Source organism: Xanthomonas sp. LMG 12462, from assembly GCF_009192885.1.
GTDB lineage: Bacteria > Pseudomonadota > Gammaproteobacteria > Xanthomonadales > Xanthomonadaceae > Xanthomonas_A > Xanthomonas_A sontii.
On sequence record NZ_NMPP01000017.1, the window covers coordinates 1 to 19816 of the forward strand.

16 protein-coding genes are annotated in these 19816 nt (G+C 69.1%); 9 read left to right on the forward strand and 7 right to left on the reverse strand.

The annotated features are described in order from the left end of the window. Window positions 1–543 precede the first annotated feature (543 nt). Complete coding sequence (gene tyrS / locus CEK69_RS05875) at window positions 544–1755, reverse strand: tyrosine--tRNA ligase (RefSeq protein WP_152244393.1); 1212 nt, start codon at window positions 1753–1755, stop codon at window positions 544–546. A gap of 168 nt (window positions 1756–1923) precedes the next feature. On the opposite strand from tyrS, the gene CEK69_RS05880 reads away from it, so the two are divergent. Both CEK69_RS05880 and CEK69_RS05885 read left to right on the forward strand, forming a co-directional pair. Continuing rightward, complete coding sequence (locus CEK69_RS05880; RefSeq protein ID WP_152244395.1) at window positions 1924–3378, forward strand: peptidoglycan DD-metalloendopeptidase family protein; 1455 nt, start codon at window positions 1924–1926, stop codon at window positions 3376–3378. An 89-nt stretch (window positions 3379–3467) separates the two neighbouring features. Continuing rightward, window positions 3468–4598, forward strand: coding sequence for an anhydro-N-acetylmuramic acid kinase (locus CEK69_RS05885; protein ID WP_152244397.1), 1131 nt, complete (start codon window positions 3468–3470; stop codon window positions 4596–4598). 21 nt (window positions 4599–4619) lie between these two features. Here the strand turns inward: CEK69_RS05885 and CEK69_RS05890 are convergent, their stop codons facing one another. The 3 genes from CEK69_RS05890 to CEK69_RS05900 all read right to left on the reverse strand — a co-directional run bounded on the left by CEK69_RS05890 (window position 4620) and on the right by CEK69_RS05900 (window position 7162). Next, window positions 4620–4847 (reverse strand): hypothetical protein, encoded by a 228-nt coding sequence (locus tag CEK69_RS05890; RefSeq protein WP_026143529.1) that lies wholly within the window; start codon window positions 4845–4847, stop codon window positions 4620–4622. A gap of 150 nt (window positions 4848–4997) precedes the next feature. Continuing rightward, window positions 4998–6365 (reverse strand): MFS transporter, encoded by a 1368-nt coding sequence (locus tag CEK69_RS05895; RefSeq protein WP_152244399.1) that lies wholly within the window; start codon window positions 6363–6365, stop codon window positions 4998–5000. Continuing rightward, complete coding sequence (locus tag CEK69_RS05900; RefSeq protein WP_017912369.1) at window positions 6362–7162, reverse strand: exodeoxyribonuclease III; 801 nt, start codon at window positions 7160–7162, stop codon at window positions 6362–6364. The genes CEK69_RS05895 and CEK69_RS05900 overlap by 4 nt, the downstream gene beginning before the upstream one ends. A 129-nt stretch (window positions 7163–7291) precedes the next feature. Between CEK69_RS05900 and pyrE the strand changes: the two genes are divergently transcribed. After that, window positions 7292–7951: an orotate phosphoribosyltransferase gene (gene pyrE / locus CEK69_RS05905; protein WP_017907592.1), complete on the forward strand. Its 660-nt coding sequence runs from the start codon at window positions 7292–7294 to the stop codon at window positions 7949–7951. An 18-nt stretch (window positions 7952–7969) separates the two neighbouring features. After that, on the forward strand, window positions 7970–8641 hold the full coding sequence (locus CEK69_RS05910; protein WP_193313914.1) for a hypothetical protein: 672 nt from the start codon (window positions 7970–7972) through the stop codon (window positions 8639–8641). A 49-nt stretch (window positions 8642–8690) separates the two neighbouring features. On the opposite strand, the gene CEK69_RS05915 is transcribed toward CEK69_RS05910, so the two are convergent. From CEK69_RS05915 to coaBC, 3 genes are read right to left on the reverse strand one after another with little or no spacing between them, the layout of a single operon-like run. Then, a complete protein-coding gene (locus tag CEK69_RS05915; RefSeq protein ID WP_152244401.1) occupies window positions 8691–11027 on the reverse strand; it encodes a phosphomannomutase/phosphoglucomutase in 2337 nt (778 codons plus the stop codon). A 15-nt stretch (window positions 11028–11042) separates the two neighbouring features. After that, window positions 11043–11513, reverse strand: coding sequence for a dUTP diphosphatase (dut, locus tag CEK69_RS05920; protein WP_017907877.1), 471 nt, complete (start codon window positions 11511–11513; stop codon window positions 11043–11045). Then, window positions 11510–12787, reverse strand: coding sequence for a bifunctional phosphopantothenoylcysteine decarboxylase/phosphopantothenate--cysteine ligase CoaBC (gene coaBC / locus CEK69_RS05925; protein WP_193313915.1), 1278 nt, complete (start codon window positions 12785–12787; stop codon window positions 11510–11512). Before coaBC ends, dut begins: the two co-directional genes overlap by 4 nt. Window positions 12788–12883: 96 nt before the next feature. Between coaBC and radC the strand changes: the two genes are divergently transcribed. The 5 genes from radC (at window position 12884) to CEK69_RS05950 (ending at window position 19748) form a co-directional block, all read left to right on the forward strand. After that, window positions 12884–13558 (forward strand): DNA repair protein RadC, encoded by a 675-nt coding sequence (gene radC / locus CEK69_RS05930; protein WP_017907879.1) that lies wholly within the window; start codon window positions 12884–12886, stop codon window positions 13556–13558. 214 nt (window positions 13559–13772) lie between these two features. Continuing rightward, window positions 13773–15461 (forward strand): arginine--tRNA ligase, encoded by a 1689-nt coding sequence (gene argS, locus CEK69_RS05935; RefSeq protein ID WP_017907880.1) that lies wholly within the window; start codon window positions 13773–13775, stop codon window positions 15459–15461. Window positions 15462–15476: 15 nt separating this feature from the next. Further along, window positions 15477–16310 carry an SPOR domain-containing protein gene (locus CEK69_RS05940; protein WP_152181185.1) on the forward strand — a complete coding sequence of 278 codons (834 nt, stop codon included), beginning with the start codon at window positions 15477–15479 and terminating at the stop codon, window positions 16308–16310. Window positions 16311–16689: 379 nt separating this feature from the next. Continuing rightward, entirely contained in the window at window positions 16690–17445 is a 756-nt protein-coding gene (locus CEK69_RS05945; protein WP_017917008.1) for an SDR family NAD(P)-dependent oxidoreductase, read from the forward strand. A 251-nt stretch (window positions 17446–17696) separates the two neighbouring features. Beyond that, a complete protein-coding gene (locus CEK69_RS05950) occupies window positions 17697–19748 on the forward strand; it encodes a TonB-dependent receptor (RefSeq protein ID WP_152244403.1) in 2052 nt (683 codons plus the stop codon). Window positions 19749–19816: the final 68 nt, after the last annotated feature.

Consider the following 19816-nt stretch of genomic DNA (forward strand, 5'->3'; position numbering starts at 1 on the left):
CCCATTATAGCGGGCTTTTTGCTTCCGTCAACACCTCATTTCGAGGCGGTTGACGCTGGTTCGTCTTCAAACCCGAGGGCTTTTCGTCGAACCGAGCCGCCCATCATAGCGGCTTTTTTCTTGCCGTCAACACCTTTTTGATCAGGTGGTTGACGCCGCTTCTTCGTCCAGACCCGTAGGCTTTTCCTCGAAGCGAGCCGGCCATATTAGCCGACTTTTTCACTTCGTCAACACCTTTTTGAAGAGGTTTTTGACGACCTTGCCGCGTTGCCGTGAAGGCGTTGCGTCAGGGGAGGGAAAGTATGGCCCCAAATCGGGCGCTTGGGAAGAGGGCGTGAAAACTTTTTTCACTCTCCCGTCGCGGCGAGCCTGATGGCGGTCGTCCGGCCCCGCCGGAGCATCCCCTGCCGGGAAGTAGCGATTGCTCTGTGGATAGACGGACCGACCTTAGATCGACTGCTCTCTATCTATATAGAGCATACGCCGCAGCATCTCCTCGGCCCTCCCGCCGCTGCGGATCAGCCGCAGTGGCCGGGTGCGGCCTCACCCGACGATCAGTTGCACCCGGGCAAAGGTCCGCTTGCCGACCTGCAACACGCCTTCGAAGCCCGGCGCGAAGCTCTGCTGCGGATCCTCGACCACCTCGCCAGCCACGCGCACCGCCCGCTCCTTGAGCTTGCGGCTTGCCTCGGAGTTGCTGGCGGTCAGCCCCGCAGCGGTCAGCAGCGCGGCGATGCGCAGGCCTTCCGCCGGCACGGCGACCTGCTGCAGCGGCAAGGCGCTGGTGTCGCCCTGCCCGGTCACCACGGCGTGCCAGCCGACGACGGCCTGCTCGGCGGCGGCGGCATCGTGGAAGCGGGTGGTCAATTCGCGCGCCAGGCGCAGCTTCACCTCGCGCGGATGCAGGCTGCCGGCCTGCACCTGCTGGCGCAGCGCCTGCGCTTCGTTCACGCCGATCTCGAAGGACAGCAGCTCGATCCAGCGCCACATCAGCTCGTCGCCGATCTTCATGGTCTTGGTGACGATGTCGATCGCCGGTTCGCTGATGCCGATGTAGTTGCCCAGCGACTTGGACATCTTGTTGACCCCGTCCAGGCCCTCCAGCAACGGCATCGTCAGCACGATCTGCGCCGGCTGCCCGTAGTGCTCCTGCAGGCCGCGGCCCATCAGCAGGTTGAACTTCTGGTCGGTGCCGCCCAGTTCGACGTCGGACTTCAGCGCCACCGAGTCGTAGCCCTGCACCAGCGGGTACAGGAACTCGTGGATGGCGATGGACTGCTGCGCCGCGTAGCGCTTGGCGAAGTCGTCGCGCTCGAGCATGCGCGCCACGGTGTGCTGGCCGGCCAGGCGGATCATGTCGGCCGCGCTCATCTGCCCGAACCATTCGGAGTTGAAGCGGACCTCGGTGCGCTCCCGGTCCAGCACCTTGAACACCTGCTCCTCGTAGGTGCGGGCGTTGGCCAGGACGTCCTCGCGGGTCAGCGGCTTGCGGGTGACGTTCTTGCCGGTGGGGTCGCCGATCATCCCGGTGAAGTCGCCGATCAGGAAGATCACCTGGTGTCCCAGGTCCTGGAACTGGCGCATCTTGTTCAACAGCACGGTGTGACCGATGTGCAGGTCCGGCGCGGTGGGATCGAAGCCGGCCTTGATCCGCAGCGGGCGGCCGCTGCGCAGGCGGGCCTCCAGTTCTTCACGCTTGAGGATTTCGTCGGCACCGCGGCCGATCAGGACAAGGGACTCTTCGATCGTGGACAAAACAGGAACTCCGGCGAGTGGCTTCAACAAACGTGAATGGCGTTAAGAGCGAGTTAACCGTGCAGCCAGGTGAAAATTCGAGCCGGCTCAATGGTTTGACGCGCTGTGGAACGATGTTTATGGTAGCCGAGTTTTGAGCTCGCGCTTCGGGCTCGTGAGGAAGCCTTGATGCCCAACAGTGATCAGGAACGCGCGCGCCGGCAGCGGTTCCAGCAACGCCTTCACGTTCTCCACGACACTGCGCTGCATCGCAAGTTGAAGGAACATCTTCCCGCCGGCCGCTGGACGCGCCGCCACTGGATCCACGCCAGCCTGTTCGCCACCATCGGTGCGATGGTCGCCACGATCGTCCCGGGCTTTTCCAACGCCATCGACGTGCCGCTGCAGACCACGCAGGCGACGCTGGCGCTGCCGTTGCCGCCGATCTCGCTTGCCCAGCAACAGCAGGCCGCGATCACCGACAACTGGCAGGTGGTGCGGATCGAGTCCGGGCAGACCCTGGGCTCGGTGTTCGAAAAGCTCGGCCTCCCCGCCACGGTGATGCAGCGGGTGCTGGACCATCCGGGCACCCACGACGCGCTGACCAAGCTGCGCCCGGGCGCCGAGATCGGCTTCGACCTGGCGACGACGGGCGACCTGCGCGCCCTGCGCTTCGACCGCGATGCCACCCACCGGGTGGAACTGTCGCTGCTGGACGACGACATCAAGGAAAAGGTGATCGAGCGCGAGACCAGCACGCGCACCGTGGTCACCAGCGGCGAGATCACCAGCTCGCTGTACGTGGCCGCACGCAAGGCCGGGCTGTCGCCGTCGGCGATCGCGACGATGACCGACGAGATCTTCAAGTACGACATCGACTTCGACAAGGACCTGCAGCCGGGCGACCGCTTCAGCGTGGTCATGGACGAGACCTGGCGCGAAGGCGAGCGCATCGACACCAGCAAGATCCTGGCGGCGACCTTCACCACCCGCGGCAAGACCTACAGCGGCTTCCGCTTCGAGCGCGGCGGCAAGCCGGCCGAGTATTTCGACGTGACCGGGCGGCCGCTGAAGAAGAGCTTCATCCGCATGCCGGTGTCCTACAGCCGCATCAGCTCCACCTTCGGCGCGCGCAAGCACCCGGTGCTGGGCACCATGCGCATGCACAAGGGCATCGACTACGCGGCGCCGACCGGCACCCCGATCATGGCCGCCGGCGATGCGCGGGTACAGTTCGTCGGCACCCAGCGCGGCTACGGCAACGTGGTGATCCTGGATCACGGCAAGGGCTACAGCACGCTGTACGGGCACATGTCGCGCTTCGGCGGGATCAAGGCCGGCCAGCGCATCAACCAGGGCACGGTGATCGGCTACGTCGGCATGACCGGCATGGCCACCGGTCCGCACCTGCACTACGAATTCCGCGTGGACGGCGTGCAGCGCAATCCGGCCTCGGTGACGATGCCGCCGCCGACCCCGCTGGCCGGCGCCGAACTGGCCGCGTTCCGCGCGCAGACCTCGCCGGCGCTGGCGCGCATCCAGCGCGTGGAGAAGCTGATTTACGCCGATGCCGGCGAGCCGGACGCGAAGAAGAAGAAGGTCGTCGCCTCGTCCAAGGCCGCCACGTCGCACGACGCCGGCTGAGCGCCGGCAGCCGGTTCCGCCGCGCCGCGCATTGACGGGCGGCGGCGCCTGGCCCACGCTGCGGCGCCGACCGCCGCCTGGTGTCTTGCATGCCCTCGCCTTCCGCCGTTCCCGACGACGCCCTGTTCCTGGGCCTGATGTCCGGCACCAGCGCCGACGGCATCGATGCCGCGCTGGTGCGCTTCGGTCACGACGGCAACCCGCATCTGCAGTTGGGCCGCACCTATGCCTGGGCACCGCAGCAGCGCGCGGCGCTGATCGCGCTAGGCGAAGGCGGCGACATCGCCTCGCTGGACGCGCTGGGCCAGCTCGATGCCGAGGTCGCGATCGCCTTCGCCGAGGCGGCGTTGCGCCTGCTCGACGACGCCGGGGTGACGCCGGCCGCGGTCCGCGCGATCGGGTCGCACGGGCAGACCGTGCGCCATCGCCCGCTGGCCGACCCCGCTTTCACCTGGCAGCTCGGCGACGGCAACCGCATCGCCGAACTGACCGGCATCGCCACGGTCTGCGACTTCCGCCGCCGCGACGTCGCCGCTGGCGGCCATGGCGCGCCGCTGATGCCGGCCTTCCACGCGGCGATGCTGGGGGCCGCGCACGAAGACCGGGCCGTGCTCAACCTCGGCGGCATCGGCAACCTGACCTTGCTGCCGGCGCACGGCGCGGTGCGCGGGTTCGACACCGGCCCGGCCAACGCACTGCTCGATGCCTGGTGCCAGCGCCATCGCGGCCAGCCCTACGATGCCGGCGGCGCGTTCGCCGCCAGCGGCGCGGTCGACGCCGACCTGCTGCAGCGCCTGCTGGCCGATCCCTGGTTCGCACTGCCGCCGCCCAAGAGCACCGGGCGCGAGCAGTTCCACCTGCGCTGGCTGGAGGCCTGCCTGGACACCCCGGCGCCTGCGCCGGCCGCGGTGCAGGCGACGCTTCTGGAACTGACCGCGGCCACCGTCGCCGATGCGCTGCTGGCACAGCAACCGGCGACCCGACAGTTGCTGGTGTGCGGCGGCGGCGTGCACAACCCGCTGCTGCTGGCGCGGCTGCAGGCGCGGCTGCCGGGGGTGCAGGTGCAGTCGACCCAGGCACAGGGCCTGGACCCGGACTACATCGAAGCGATGGGCTTCGCCTGGCTGGCGCGGCAGACCCTGGCCGGACTGCCAGGCAACCTGCCGTCGGTCAGCGGCGCGCGTGGGCCACGCATCCTCGGCGCGATCCACCCCGCCTGAGCGACGACGCTAACTAGAAGGTCAAAAGCCGCTGCCGGCCGGCAGCGCGCGCAACGCCGCGATCGCCTCCGACAGCGCATCCACCTCGCGGTGCTCGAACCCGCTGCGCACGTCGTGCTCGCTGGAGAACAGGCCCTGCTCGATCAGCGCCAGCACCGCCTGGCGCTGGGTCCAGCCGCGCGCGACGGCGATGCGGCGGATGCGTTCGAGCAGGAACGGGTCGATATCGCGCAACACAAGGTCGCTCATGCGGACTCCCGGGCGGCGGCGCACGCGTGCGCCGTTGCCCATCATCCCCGTCCGGGGACGGCCTTTCAATCGCTGGACGGCAATGGCTGTGAGGCAATTGCGGATACGTGCCTCGTATACACGAGCTGCTATGGCCGAGAAACCCAGCGATCAGGGTGTTTTCTGCACGCCCTCCTCTTCCCTCATTCGTGGCTCACGCCAGATGAGCCAGATGATCATCGGTAACGCAAGGATGCCAATCGCAGCGGTATAGACAAAGAACGGAGGATAGCCCCAGGCGTCCACGATCTTGCCCCATTGACTGGCGATCGACTTGGCGGGAAGGCTCCACAGGGTTCCGAACAGAGCGTATTGCGTCGCCGTGTAGTTCGGACTGGTCAGCGATGACATGTAAGCGATGAAGGCGGTCCCGGCGATACCGTTGGCCACGTTGTCGGCGCTGATCGCAGTCGCCAGCCAGGCGATCCCGGGGTGGATGCTGGCGATATGCGCGTAGATCAGGTTGGCGCCACTAAGCAGGACCAATCCGATCAGCAACGTCCGCGCTATGCCGTAACGACGGACCAGGACGCCTGCCAGAAAAGCGCCGACGATCGTCATGAGGATCCCATAGACTTTGGAGACCAATGCGATCTGTTCCAGCGTAAACCCCATGTCCAGATAGAACGTATTGGCCGCAACGCCCATCGTGGTGTAGTTGAGTCGGTAGGTGATCACCAGGGAAAGGGACAAGATGCCCACCTTCCAGCCCATCCGCGCAAAGAAATCGACGAACGGGCAGATCACGGCACCGATGCACCAAGCAACCGTCGCTCTGATCCACGCCGGCCAACGCTGCGCGCGCGTGCGGAACGCCTCCACCATGGGTTCGATCGGACGTATTGGACCGCTGGTGCCCGTCATGGGTTCGGCAATGCAGAGCGTCGTGACAAGACCGACCAATCCGCAGACCGCCATGATCAGGTAGGACGCCTTCCAGCCCAGTTCTGCCGCCAAGGTCAGTGCACCGGCGCCGGTACAGATCAGCGCCAACTGGTAGCCAGCCTGATAGGCGGCGACCATCGCGCCTTGCGTATCGGCCTGAGCCGCCTCGATTCGATAGGCGTCCACGACAATGTCCTGGGTTGCCGCGGCGAAAGCAGTGCAGACGGCAAGCAATGCCACCGCGCGCGCGTCCAGCGCGGGATTGGCCAACGCGAGTGCGACCAGGCCGGCAACGACGCCGATCTGTGCAACCAGCATCCAGCTACGCCGCCGACCAAGTCGCGAGAGAACCGGGATCGGCAGACGGTCCACGATCGGCGACCAGAAGTACTTCAACGAGTACGCCAGCCCGACCAGACTGAAGTAGCCGATGGTGGTCCGGTCGATGCCGGCCTGGCGCAGACGCGCCGACAGCGTGGTCAGCACCAATGCGAACGGCAGCCCCGAGGAAAATCCCAGAAACAGCATCGCCCGCACCCGCGGGTTGGCGTATACGTCCAGCGACCGCCACCAAGCGCCCAGTGCGCCGATCACGTGCGGTAGTCCACCGTGAACGGCGCGTGGTCGGAGAAGCGCTGCGCGGTATAGATCGAACAGCCCTGCAGGCGCTCACGCAGGGTCGGGGTGACGAACTGGTAGTCGATGCGCCAACCGACGTCGTTGGCGCGCGCCGCGCCGCGGTTGCTCCACCAGGTGTAGTCCTGGCCGTCCGGATGCAGCGCGCGGTAGGCGTCGACCCAGCCGCGGCCGCTGGCCGCATCGGCCTCCTCGGCGCGGTCGGCGCACAGGCCGTTGAGCCAGTCGCGCTCGGCCGGCAGGCAGCCGGAGTTCTTCTGGTTCGACTTCCAGTTCTTGATGTCCAGCGCCGAGCGCACGATGTTCCAGTCGCCGCACAGCACGTAGTCGCGGCCGCTGTGCAGCCACTCCACCAGGATCGGCCGCAGCCAGTCCATGACCTGGAACTTGTAGCCCTGGCGCAGTTCGCCTGAGGACCCGGAAGGAATGTAGAAGGACACCACGCTCAGGTTGCCGAAGCGCGCCTCGATGTAGCGGCCCTCCTCGTCGAACTCGGGCCAGCCCAGCGCGGTCCGCACCTCGTCCGGCTCGCGCTTGCTGTAGATGGCCACGCCGCTGTAGCCCTTCTTGGTGCTGGCGTCGCGGAACCAGACCCGGTAGCCGTCCGGCAGAAACGCCGGCCCGGCCAGCTGATGCTCCTGCGCCTTGGTCTCCTGCACGCACAGCACATCCGCCTGCTGGGTGGCGAACCACTCGAAAAAGCCCTTGGTGGCGGCCGACCGCAGGCCGTTGGCGTTGAAGCTGATGATGCGCATTGAGGAGCCGGGAATGGGGAAAGGGGAATAGGGAATGGTGAAAAGCATAGCGGTTGTTCCGTCTTCGCGGTCCTGCTGGGGTACGCTTTATCGATTCCCTATTCCCGTTTCCCCATTCCCGGCCCCCCAATGACCGACTACCGGCACCGTTTCCTGCAACTGGCCCTGGACGTGGAGGCGCTGCGCTTCGGCGAGTTCACGCTGAAGTCCGGGCGCCTCAGTCCGTATTTCTTCAACGCCGGGCGCTTCGACTCCGGCGCCAGCATGGCGCGGCTGGCGGCGTGCTACGCCGATGCGGCCGACGCCGCCGGGCTCGACTTCGACCTGCTGTTCGGCCCTGCCTACAAGGGCATTCCGCTGGCGACGGCGGTGGCCTGCGAGTACGCGCGGCGCGGGCGCGACCTGCCGCTGGCGTTCAACCGCAAGGAAGCCAAGGCGCACGGCGAAGGCGGCAGCCTGATCGGCGCGCCGCTGGCCGGCCGCCGGGTGCTGATCGTGGACGACGTGATCACCGCCGGCACCGCGATCCGCGAGGCGCTGGGCATCATCCGCGCCGCCGGCGGCGAACCGGCCGCGATCCTGGTCGCGCTGGACCGCCAGGAGATCGCCGCCGAGGACGACCGCCGCTCGGCGGCGCAGGCGGTGGCCGCCGAGGCCGGCGTTCCTGTGGTCTCGGTCGCGCATCTGGGCGACCTGCTTGCATTCATCGACGGAAACGCAGACCTTGTCGGCTTCCGCGAACCGCTGCTGGCCTACCGGGCCCGCTACGGCTGCGCTTCGTCTGGCTGACAGCAGGGGGCTGCCACGATGCCGATCCGACCACGCACTCGCGTCCTGCCGGCGCTGTTGGCGCTGCTCGCCTTGCCGGCCGCCGCGCAACAGGCGTCGGCGCCGTCCAAGAAGCTGTACTGCTGGAACCAGGGCGGCCAACGTACCTGCAGCGATGCGTTGCCGCCGGAAGCGGTGAACCAGGCACGCGACGAGTTCAACGCCACCAGCGGCATGCGCAGCGCCGAGGTCGGGCGTGCGCTGAACGCCGAGGAACGCGCCGCGGCCGCCGCCGACGCCGCGCAGCAGCGCGCCGACCAGGCCGCGCTGGAGACGCGCAAGCGCACCGACCAGGCGATGCTGCTGTCGTACCAGACCGAGGACGAACTGCGCCGGGTGTTCGCCGAGCGCATCGGCATCGTCGACAACAACATCCAGACCGCGCGCTACAACGTGGAGAGCCTGCGCCAGGGCCTGATCGGCCTGCTGTCCGGCGCCGGCGCGCGCGAACTGGCCGGGCAGAGCGTGCCGGCCAAGACCGCCGACGACGTGCAGCAGCGGCACCGCGCCCTGCTGTGGCAACTGCGCATGCAGAAGAACTTCGAACAGCAGCGGCTCGGCCTGGATCAGGAAATCGAGGACGTGCTGCAGCGCTATCGCGCGGCCCGGGGCAACGGCTCGGCACAGTCCGCGACCACCGCCGGCGGCTGAGCCGTCGCACCCCCCGGCGCCCGGACCAGGCCGGGCGCGCGACGCCGCCTCAGAAGGTCGGCGCCAGGCCCGGCAGCACGGCCTGCAGCTGGGCGCGGAACAGCGCCTTGATCCGCTCCAGCGCCGCCGCGTTGTCGGCTTCGAAGCGCAGCACCAGCACCGGCGTGGTGTTGGAGGCGCGCACCAGGCCCCAGCCATCCGGGAAGTCGGCGCGCAGCCCGTCGATGGTCAGCAGCCGCGCGCCGGCGAACGGCGAGCCCTCCTGCTGCGCCTGGGCGACCAGCTCGGCGACCAGCGCATGCGCGTCCTGCCCGTCCACCGGCAGCTTGATCTCCGGCGTGGCCACGCTGTCGGGCAGTTCGGCCAGCACCTCCGACGGCGATTCCTCGCGCTGGGCCAGGATCTCCAGCAACCGCGCCGCCGCGTACAGGCCGTCGTCGAAGCCGTACCAGCGCTCCTTGAAGAAGAAGTGGCCGCTCATCTCGCCGGCCAGTTCGGCGTCGGTCTCGCGCATCTTCGCCTTTATCAGCGAATGCCCGGTCTTCCAGACCAGCGGGCTGCCGCCGTTGCGCAGCACGTAGTCGGACAACTTGCCGGTGCACTTGACGTCGTAGATCACCAGCGCGCCGGGATTGCGTTGCAGCACGTCGGCGGCGAACAGCATCAGCAGACGGTCCGGGTAGATCACCGTGCCTTCCTTGGTGACCACGCCGAGGCGGTCGGCGTCGCCGTCGAAGGCCACGCCGAGGTCGGCGTCGAAGCGCCGCACCGTCTGCACCAGATCCTCGAGGTTGTGCGGCTCGCTGGGATCGGGATGGTGGTTGGGGAAGGTGCCGTCGACGTCGCAGTACAGCGGCACGACCTCGGCACCGATCGCTTCCAGCAGGCGCGGCGCCAGTTCGCCACCGACGCCGTTGCCGGCATCGGCCACCACCTTGAGCGGGCGGTCCAGTTGCACGTCGTCGGCGATGCGCTGGATGTAGTCGTCGCCGACATCGCGCTGTTGCAGCCGGCCCGGCTCTTCGGCCGTGGGCAGGCGGCCGGCGCTGATCCGCGCGTACAGGTCGGCGATGGCGGCGCCGGACAGGGTCTCGCCGCCGACCACGATCTTGAAGCCGTTGTAGTCGGCGGGGTTGTGGCTGCCGGTCACCGCCACGCAGCTGCCGGCGCGCAGGTGGTAGGCGGCGAAGTAGACCACCGGGGTCGGCGCCAGGCCGATGTCGGTGACATGGCAGCCGGCGCGGCGCAGGCCCTCGATCAGTGCGGCCGACAGCTCCGGCCCGGACAGGCGGCCATCGCGGCCGACCACCACCTCGTTGAGCCCCTGCTCCTGCATCACCGCGCCGATCGCCTGGCCGATCAGCGCCGCGACCTGCGGGCTGAGGTCGCGGCCGACCACGCCGCGGATGTCGTAGGCGCGGAAGATCTCCGGCGCCACCGCGAACGCCGGCACCGGCTTGGCCGGCGCGGTCTCCTCGGCGGTGGACGAAGGCGGCGGGGGCGGCTCCTGGCGTTGCAGGCTCTGCTGCAGGGTGTGTTCTTCGGCCACCGCCGGGCCGGCGCGGCGCACCCGCGGCTGCGGCAGGCGCCCGCGCGCGGCCAGCAACAACAGCGCGCCCAGCACCAGGCACAGGCCGGCGACCAGCAGGCAGGGCAGTGCGCCCAGCCCCAGCGGACCGGCTTCGGTATCCGGCAGCGAGGCGACCATGCGCAGGCCGCTGTCGCCGACCGGGCGCGACATCGCGTCGGCGCGATCGTGCAGCGCATTGTCGCCGGCGGCGATCACGTCGTAGCCGCCCTGGCGCAGGGCCAGATAGCCGGTGCCCGGCACCGATGCCTGCGCGACCGGGTCGGTCAGCTGCGCCAGTGGCAGGCGCAGATACACCACCCCGGCGTTGCCGCCCAGCGAGACCGGCGCGGCCAGGCCAAGCCGCGGGCCGCCGCCGTCGCGGATCACCGCGCTGGCGAGCTTGCCGGTCATCAGGGCCTTCTCCAGCAGCGCCAGGCGGCCGTAGCCGAAGTGCGCCACATCGGTGTAGCCCGGCTCCAGGTCGGCCGGCAGCACCTGCGCGTCCTCGGCCTGCGCCCAGTCCGCACGCAGCGCCTGGGCGGCGGCCGAGGCGTCGCCGCGGCGCAGGGCCGCCTGCACGGCTGGCTGCTGCAGGCGTTCGGACAGGCGTTTGCCCACGCCCGCCAGCGCCTGCTGGGTCTGCGCCACCGCGGCATCGCGCGCCTGCTCCAGGGTGGTGGCGGCCTGCTCGGCGCGCCATTGCTCGACCCCACTCCAGCCGAACCAGACCACCAACAGCACCAGCAGCACCGTCAGCAGAGGCGCCACCTTGCGCAAACCCTGCGGCACCGGCCGCGCTTGTGTTGCCTCGCTCATGCAGACGATCCCCTGTCAGCGCACTCCGGTATGGCCGAATCCACCCGTTCCCCTGGCGCTGTCGGCGAAAGTATCCACCACCTGCAGGGCGACACGCACGACCGGCATCACCACCAGCTGCGCAATGCGGTCGCCGGGGGCGATGGTGAAGTCCTCGCGGCCGCGGTTCCAGACGCTGATCAGCAGCGGCCCCTGGTAATCGGCGTCGATCAGGCCGGTGCCGTTGCCGAGCACGATGCCGTGGCGGTGGCCCAGGCCCGAGCGCGGCAGCACCACCGCGCACAGCTGCGGATCGGCGATGTAGATGGACAGGCCGCTGGGGATCAGCGCGGTGTCGCCCGGCGCCAGGGTCAGCGGCGCCTCGGTGGCCGCGCGCAGGTCGAGCCCGGCGCTGGCTTCGGTGGCGTAGTCGGGCAGCGGCCAGCTGTCGCCGAAGCGCGGATCCAGCAGCTTCACCTGCAGCGGATAGGGCGTGGGAGTGCTCATGCGTGCAGCCTCTGCGCGATCAGGTCCAGCAGTTGTTCGGCCAGCTGCGTCTTGGAGACCGCCGGGAAGTCGCGTTCGCCATCCTGCCAATAGGCGGTGGCCGCGTTCTGGTCGCTCTCGAAGCCGTTGCCGGCCACCCCCACCCGGTTGGCCACGATCAGGTCCAGGTGCTTGTCGGCGAGTTTGCCACGGGCGTAGCGCTCGATGTCGTGGGTCTCGGCGGCGAAGCCGACCACCAGTTTCAGCGCCTGGGTCTGCGCGGCGACCTCGGCCAGGATGTCCGGAGTGCGGGTCAGTTCGAGGGTGAGCGTCTCGCCGCTCTTCTTGATCTTCTGCGCCGCCACCTGTTTTGGCGTGTAATCGGCGACCGCGGCGGTGCCGATGTAGATGTCCGCCGGCAGCGCGCCGAGCACCGCCTCGCGCATCTGCGCGGCCGAGCGCACATCGATGCGCTGCACGCCGTCGGGCGTAGACAAATGCACCGGGCCGCTGACCAGCACCACCTCGGCGCCTTGCCGGACCGCGGCCGCAGCCAGCGCATAGCCCATCTTGCCGCTGCTGCGGTTGCCCAGGTAGCGCACCGGATCCAGGTCTTCGTAGGTGGGGCCGGCACTGATCACCACGCGCAGGCCGCGCAGGGCGGCAGTGCCGGTGCCAGCGCCGGAACGCGCCGGGACGGCAGCCGCGGCCGGCTTGGCCGATGCGGCGCTCTGGTCGGTGCGCCCAACGAGCGCGGCGACGATCTGCTCCGGTTCGGCCAGGCGACCGGGGCCGGACTCGCCTTCGGCCAGCGGGCCATCGTTCGGGCCGACCACCTGTGCGCCGCGCGCGCGCAGGGTGGCGATGTTGGCCTGGGTGGCCGGGTGCAGCCACATGCGGTGGTTCATCGCCGGGCACACGGTGAGCGGTGCGGTGCTGGCCAGGCACAGCGTGCCCACCAGATCGTCGGCCAGCCCGTGCGCCAGGCGCGCCAGCAGGTCGGCAGTGGCCGGGGCCACCACCACCTGCTCGGCCCAGCGGGCCAGTTCCAGGTGACCCATCGCCTGCTCGGCGCCACTGTCCCACAGCGTGGTGCGGGTGAGATGGCCGGACAGCGCCTGGAAGCTCAGCGGGGTGACGAACTGCTGCGCGCCGGCGGTCATCGCCACCTGCACCTCGGCGCCGGCGTCGCGCAGGCGCCGCACCAGTTCCAGCGCCTTGTAGGCGGCGATTCCCCCGCCGACGCACAACAGCACACGTCGCCCCGGCAGGGGCCTCTCGAAAATCGCGGTCACGTCGGGAATGTCCTACCCATACAAGGACGATTAGCTTACCCGATGGTTTTTGGCGGCCTGATACCGTTGCGCCATGTCGGCCGGCACCCTGGCGATATGCACATCTCCGACTGGCCCTGCGAAGAACGTCCCCGGGAAAAACTGCTGGCACGCGGTCCCCGGGCCCTTTCCGACGCCGAACTGCTGGCGATCTTTCTCGGCTCCGGCCTGCCCGGCAGCGACGCGGTGCGCACTTCGCGCGACCTGCTGCAGCGGCACGGGCCGTTGCGCACGCTGCTGGACCGGTCGCCCGGCGACCTGGTACGCCTGCCCGGGCTGGGCCCGGCGCGCGCCTGCCAGCTGTCGGCGGCGCTGGAGCTGGGCCAGCGCCACCTGGCCGCGGAACTGCAGCGCGGCGACACCCTCAGCAATCCCATCACCGCCGGCCGCTACTTCGCGCAACGCTTGCGGGCGCGGCCGTACGAGGTGTTCGCCGCGCTGTTCCTGGACACCCGGCACCGCTGGCTGGCGTTCGAGGAGCTGTTCCAGGGCACGCTGGACGGCGCCGAGGTGCATCCGCGCGAGGTGGTGCGGCGTGCGCTCACGCTCAACGCCGCCGCGGTGATCATCGGCCACAACCACCCGTCCGGAAACCCGGAACCCTCGCCCGCCGACCGCGCCGTCACCGAGCGGCTGAAACAGGCGCTGGACCTGATCGACGTGCGCCTGCTCGACCACTTCATCGTCGGCGACGGCGTACCTGTCTCGATGGCCTCGCGCGGCTGGGCCTGAACCGAGGCGGCGGCCGGGCGTGCCATGTCGCGGGACGCCGATCCCGGCGAGGCCGGCTCCTGGCCATGCGGGCGGTCAGCCGGCCCAGGCCAGGGCGCAGGCGCGGGCGCGTGCTGGTCGCGGCGTCGCGGCTGAGGTCGGGCTGAACCCGGGACGGGCCGGGAGGCGGCGGGTCGGGTAAAATCGCCGGTTCCGCGCTTCAAGCAGAGATCTCGTGAAATCCCAACTCCGCGCCCTGATCGGTCAAGGCATCGAAGCCTTGCGCGCCAATGGCACCCTGCCGGCCGACACCCTGCCGCCGGACTTCGTGGTCGAGCGGCCCAAGACCCGCGAGCACGGCGACTTCGCCACCAACGCGGCGATGCTGCTGGCCAAGGCCGCGCGCACCAATCCGCGCGCCCTCGCCCAGCAACTGGTGGACGCGCTGCCGGCCAACGACGACGTCAGCAAGGTCGAGATCGCCGGCCCCGGCTTCATCAATTTCCATCTCGGTCCCGGCGCCTACCAGCGCGAGGTGCTGGCGGTGCTCAAGCAGGGCGAGGACTACGGCCGCAGCCTGGTCGGCAACGGCCGCACCGTGGGCGTGGAGTACGTCTCGGCCAACCCGACCGGGCCGCTGCACGTCGGCCACGGCCGCGCGGCGGCCATCGGCGACTGCCTGGCGCGCCTGCTCGAGGCCAACGGCTGGAATGCCAAGCGCGAGTTCTACTACAACGACGGCGGCAACCAGATCGAGAACCTGGCGCGCTCGGTGCAGGCGCGCGCTTTGGGCAAGACGCCCGACAGCCCCGACTGGCCGGAAGAAGGCTACCGCGGCGACTACATCCAGGACGTGGCCGACGCCTACATGGCCGGCGCTGCGGTCGACCTGGAAGGCCATGTGGTCACCGGCGCCAAGGATCCGCAGGACCTCGATGCGATCCGCCGCTTCGCCGTGGCCTATCTGCGCAACGAGCAGAACCACGACCTGGCCGCGTTCGGCGTGGATTTCGACATCTACTTCCTGGAAAGCTCGCTGTACCGCGACGGCAAGGTCGAGGAGGCGGTGCAGAAGCTGATCACCTCCGGCCATACCTACGAAGAGGGCGGCGCGCTGTGGCTGAAATCCACCGATTTCGGCGACGACAAGGACCGCGTGATGCGCAAGTCCGACGGCAGCTACACCTACTTCGTGCCGGACGTGGCCTACCACCTGAGCAAGTGGCAGCGCGGCTACGTGCGCGCCATCACCGAACTGGGCGCCGACCACCACGGCTCGCTGGCGCGCGTGCGTGCCGGCCTGCAGGCGATGGACCTGGGCATCCCCAAGGGTTGGCCGGAGTATGTGCTGCACCAGATGGTCACGGTGATGCGCGGCGGCGAGGAAGTGAAGCTGTCCAAGCGCGCCGGCAGCTACCTGACCCTGCGCGACCTGATCGAGGAAGCCGGCCGCGATGCCACGCGCTGGTTCCTGATCGCGCGCAAGCCCGATTCCCAGCTCACCTTCGACATCGACCTGGCGCGCCAGCAGAGCAACGACAACCCGGTGTTCTACGTGCAGTACGCGCATGCCCGGGTATGCAGCCTGCTGCGCCAGGCGCAGGAGAAGAAGCTGGACTACGACCAGGCCGATGGCCAGGCGCAACTGAACCGGCTCAGCGACGCGACCTCGCTGGAACTGATGCAGGAACTCTCGCGCTACCCGGAAGTGGTGGAGAATGCGGGGCATGCGCTGGAGCCGCATCTGATCGCGCAATACCTGCGCGAACTGGCGACGGCCTTCCACACCTGGTACCACGGCACCCCGGTGCTGGTGGACGACGCCGGCGAACGCAACGCCAAGCTGACCCTGGCGGTGGCGGCGCAGCAGGTGCTGGCGAACGGTCTGAATCTCCTGGGCGTCTCGGCCCCGGAAAAAATGTGAGTGGAGAAGCGGTAAATGGCAGCACGACGCGGTAAGACCCAGGCCCGGCGCAACAGCGGCAACGGCACGCCCGGGTGGGTGTGGCTGATCGCCGGCGCGGCGATCGCCGCGGTGGTGTTCCTCGGCGCGCCAGGGCTGTTCAAGAAGGACGGCGACTTCCTGCGCGTGGGCGGTCCGCGCGCCAATCCGGATGCGCAACCGGCGCCGGTGGCCGATGCCGACGTCGATGCGGCCCCGGACCTGCCCAAGCCCGCCGCCAACGCGGCCGGCAGCACCAAGCCGGAAGCGAAGAAGGACGCGCAGACCCAGTACGACTTCTACACCCTGCTGCCCGGCAAGGAAGTGCAGATGTCCGACGCCGAACTGGCCGCCAGCGCGCGCGCCGAGGCCATTCGCCAGGCCAAGGCGCAGGCCGCTGCAGGCACGGCCGCCACCGGCACCACTCCGGCCGCGGTCGCCACCGCGCCGACCGCGACGGCGGCCAACCCGACCCCGCTGCCGGAGACGCCGAGCGCGGCCGCCAGCGCCCCCGCCGCCGCCAAACCGGCGGCCACCACGGCAACGCCGGCCGCGACCACCGCACCGGCGACTGCCGCGGCGGCGGCCGCGCCCGACAACGCCCGCTACATCCTGCAGGCCGGCTCGTTCGGCGCCTCCGGCGACGCCGAGTCGACCAAGGCCAAGCTGGCGATGCTGGGCCTGTCGGCGCGCGTGGAATCGGCGCAGATCAGCGGCAAGACCGTCTACCGCGTGCGCATGGGGCCGTACGGCACCGCCAGCGAACTGGCCGAGGCCAAGCAGAAGTTGAACGGCAGCGGGTTGTCGGCGATCGCGATCAAGGCGCAGTAGAGCCGGGATTGGGGAATCGGGATTGGGGAATGGGTGAAGCGGCTTTCTTGCCGTTTTCACCTGTACGTGCGTGGAAACGTTGTCGCTGCTGACATTGGGCCGCGCTGGCCCCGATATGACGTTGCAGTTCCACGACGGCGTGCTGCCGGCGACTAAGTAAAAGACTTAGTCGCCAGGGAATCTGGAATGGGGACGCGAGCACGTCCCGTTCCGCGCGACGAGGCCTGAAGACGCTTCGGATCCGCGCGCTGTCGCGCCGCGCTGGCGCGTCTCAATCATCGAAGCCGACTTCCCCCGCGGGCACACGCGCCGTCGACGCGCGCGACCGGGTTTTGCTTTTACCATTCCCGATTCCCCACTCCCCATTCCCGGCCCTCAAATGACTCAGACCGCCCTGATCACCGGCGCCACCTCCGGTTTCGGCGCTGCCGCCGTGCGCCGCTTCGTCGATGCCGGCTGGCGCGTGATCGCCACCGGCCGCCGCGCCGAGCGCCTGCAGCCGCTGCTGGACGCCTTCGGCGCCGAGCGCGTGCACATCGCCGCCTTCGACATCCGCGACACCGACGCGCTGGACGCGATGCTGGCGGCGCTGCCCGAGGCGTTCCGCGGCATCGACCTGCTGGTCAACAACGCTGGCCTGGCCCAGGGCACCGCGCCGGCGCAGGCCGCGCAACTGGACGACTGGCGCACGATGATCGACACCAACATCACCGCGCTGGTGACGCTGACCCATCGCCTGCTGCCGACGCTGATCCAGCGCCGCGGCGCGATCATCAACATCAGCTCGGTCGCCGCGCTGTATCCCTACCCCGGCGGCAACACCTACGGCGGCACCAAGGCCTTCGTCAGCCAGTTCTCGCTGGGCCTGCGCTCGGATCTGCATGGCACCGGCGTGCGCGTCACCGCGATCGAACCCGGCATGGCCGAGACCGAGTTCACCCTGGTCCGCACCCATGGCGACCAGAAGGCCTCGGACACGCTCTACCAGGGTGCGCAGCCGATGACCGCCGAGGACATCGCCGAACAGATCTTCTGGGTGGCGACGCTGCCGCCGCATCTGAACATCAATCGATTGGAAATCATGCCGGTGACGCAGTCCTTCGCCGGCTTCCAGGTCGCGCGGCAACCGGCCTGAACGGCCGCGGGGCCGCTCCGCGCGGCCCCGCCACGTCCCGTCTCTCTCGCGCCCATGCGGCGAAGGCCCTCTGCCGCACGGTCGGGACGGACGCTTGTCGCGCCGGCCTGCTGGCGATTCCGACAACTCCTTAACGAAATGATATAACATCACCTTATCGGGGCCGCGTTCGTACGTCGGACCGCGCACCACCCGCTCGCCCGCAGCCCAGCCGCTGCTGCCAGTCTCCACTCCCCTTGTCCGCAGCCACCATGAAGACCTACACCCATGCCCTCGCCGTGCTGGCCGGGCTCGCGGCCGGCGACGGCGCCGCGCAGACGACACCCGACACCACCACCACGCTCGGCACCGTGGAAGCGCGGCGCCACAGCGCCGCCTCGCTGTCCACGCGCAACATCCTCAGCTCGGTCGACGTGCTTGGCAGCGAGCAGATCGCCGACAAGCAGGTCATGAACAGCTGGGAGTTGCTGGGACAGATGCCCGGCATGCAGCTCACCGAAACCCGGCAGGGTGCCGAGTCCGGCAAGGTCACCTTCCGCGCTTTCAACGGCGAGGGCTACATCAACGGCATCAAGGTGCTGATCGACGGCGTGCCGAGCAACGTCAACAGCGGCAACCAACGCTTCATCGACATGATCTTCCCGCTGGAGATCGCCTACATCGAGGTGGTGCGCGGCACCAACGATCCGCGCTACGGCCTGCACAACATCGGCGGCAACTTCAACATCGCCACCCGCCAGGGCGGCGACTACCAAGACCTGCGGCTGAGCTACGGCAGTTTCGCCACCCGCGAACTGCAGTACGCCGTCGGCCATGAGGCCGATGGCCTGGCGCAGAACTATTTCGTCGGCGCGCAGGCCGCGCATGGCTATCGCCAGCACGACAGCTCGCGCAAGTACACCCTCGGCGGCAAATGGTTCTACGGCGAAGACGACGATGCCGCACGCATCGGCCTGATCGCACGCGCCTACCACCATGAGGCCGACGAATCGGGCTTCCTCACCGCCACCGAGTTGGCCGAGGACCGTGACCAGTCGCCGCCGAAGAACGCCAACGACGGCGACGACCGCGACATGCGCCAGGCCAGCGTGCACGCCGACTTCAAGCTCGGCTACGGCTTGCAATTGCGCAACACGCTGTACCTCAACCGTTACCAGGACGACCGGCGGATCACCTTCACCCGCTATCCGCTGGGCAACGCGCCACGGCAGCGTCGGCAATGGGACGAAACCCAGACCGGATTGCTCAGCACCGCCACCTGGCAGGCCAGCGATCTGCTGAGCGTGGAAGGCGGCTTCAACGCCGAGCACCAGGACAACCGTTACCGGCGCTCGCGCTACGCCTACAGCGTGCCGACCGATTTCGACCGTGCGCCGGCACGCGTGCAGAACGACGACCGCTACAGCCTGGATAACCTCGGCCTGTACCTGCAGGCGGTGATCCAACCGAGCGATGCGCTGAAGATCGTCCCGGCATTCCGCGTGGACCGCTTCTCCGGCGAGACCGCGCTGCCCAGCGGCGTGCATGCGCCGCTGCAGCGCTACGGCTGGATCGACCAGCCCAAGCTCAGCGTGATCTACGCGCTGAGCCCGCAGCTGAGCGTGTACGCCAACTGGGGCCGCACCTTCCAGATCCTCACCGGCTCGACCGCCCCGGCCTACCTGACGCCCGGGCAGAGCACGTTCCGGCCCTCGATCAATACCGGCAAGGAGCTGGGCCTGAAACTGCAGCCAGTCGCCGGCACCGAGGCGCGCGTGGCGGTCTGGCGCCAGGATGCCACCGACGAAGTGGCCAACATGCCCAGCACCGGCACCACGGTCGGGCTCGGCCAGACCCGCCGGCAGGGCGTGGACCTGCAACTGAGCACGCAACTGGGCGAGCGCTGGACGCTGTGGCTGTCGCACGCGATCCAGGAAGCCAAGGTGGTCAGCGCCTTTACCGCGAGCGGCGAGTCGCTGCGCGGGCGCGAGGTGTTCTCCACCCCGCGCTACATCAGCAACGCCGGCGTCGACTACCGGCCCGATGCACGCTGGAAGCTGGGGCTGCAGGCGCGCGCGCAAGGCGACTACTACATCGACGAACGCAATACCCAGGGCAAGTACGGCGGCTTCCGCGTGGTCGATGCCAGCGTGCGCTACCAGCTCAGCCCGCGCACCAGCCTCGACCTGCAGGTCAAGAATCTCACCGACGCCCGCTACGCCTACGTCTGGTACGACAACTTCTTCTGGGGCGGCAACGACCAGCCGATGTTCTCGCCGGCGCCCGGACGCGCGGCCTATCTCGGCTTCGAACTGCGCCTGTAGCCATCGCCGACGTCGGCGCGGTCCGCTGCGGCCGCGCCTCTGCCTCCCCGGCGCCGTCCGGGGCACGC

What these genes read in the sequence shown, in the direction of transcription:
- CEK69_RS05940 (WP_152181185.1), top strand. Translation starts at nt 15,477, where the DNA reads ATGGCAGCACGACGCGGTAAGACCCAGGCCCGGCGCAACAGCGGCAAC.
- radC (WP_017907879.1), top strand. Translation starts at nt 12,884, where the DNA reads ATGCACATCTCCGACTGGCCCTGCGAAGAACGTCCCCGGGAAAAACTG.
- CEK69_RS05950 (WP_152244403.1), top strand. Translation starts at nt 17,697, where the DNA reads ATGAAGACCTACACCCATGCCCTCGCCGTGCTGGCCGGGCTCGCGGCC.
- CEK69_RS05885 (WP_152244397.1), top strand. Translation starts at nt 3,468, where the DNA reads ATGCCCTCGCCTTCCGCCGTTCCCGACGACGCCCTGTTCCTGGGCCTG.
- CEK69_RS05880 (WP_152244395.1), top strand. Translation starts at nt 1,924, where the DNA reads ATGCCCAACAGTGATCAGGAACGCGCGCGCCGGCAGCGGTTCCAGCAA.
- CEK69_RS05890 (WP_026143529.1), bottom strand. Translation starts at nt 4,847, where the DNA reads ATGAGCGACCTTGTGTTGCGCGATATCGACCCGTTCCTGCTCGAACGC.
- CEK69_RS05945 (WP_017917008.1), top strand. Translation starts at nt 16,690, where the DNA reads ATGACTCAGACCGCCCTGATCACCGGCGCCACCTCCGGTTTCGGCGCT.
- CEK69_RS05910 (WP_193313914.1), top strand. Translation starts at nt 7,970, where the DNA reads ATGCCGATCCGACCACGCACTCGCGTCCTGCCGGCGCTGTTGGCGCTG.
- CEK69_RS05900 (WP_017912369.1), bottom strand. Translation starts at nt 7,162, where the DNA reads ATGCGCATCATCAGCTTCAACGCCAACGGCCTGCGGTCGGCCGCCACC.
- pyrE (WP_017907592.1), top strand. Translation starts at nt 7,292, where the DNA reads ATGACCGACTACCGGCACCGTTTCCTGCAACTGGCCCTGGACGTGGAG.
- CEK69_RS05915 (WP_152244401.1), bottom strand. Translation starts at nt 11,027, where the DNA reads ATGAGCGAGGCAACACAAGCGCGGCCGGTGCCGCAGGGTTTGCGCAAG.
- dut (WP_017907877.1), bottom strand. Translation starts at nt 11,513, where the DNA reads ATGAGCACTCCCACGCCCTATCCGCTGCAGGTGAAGCTGCTGGATCCG.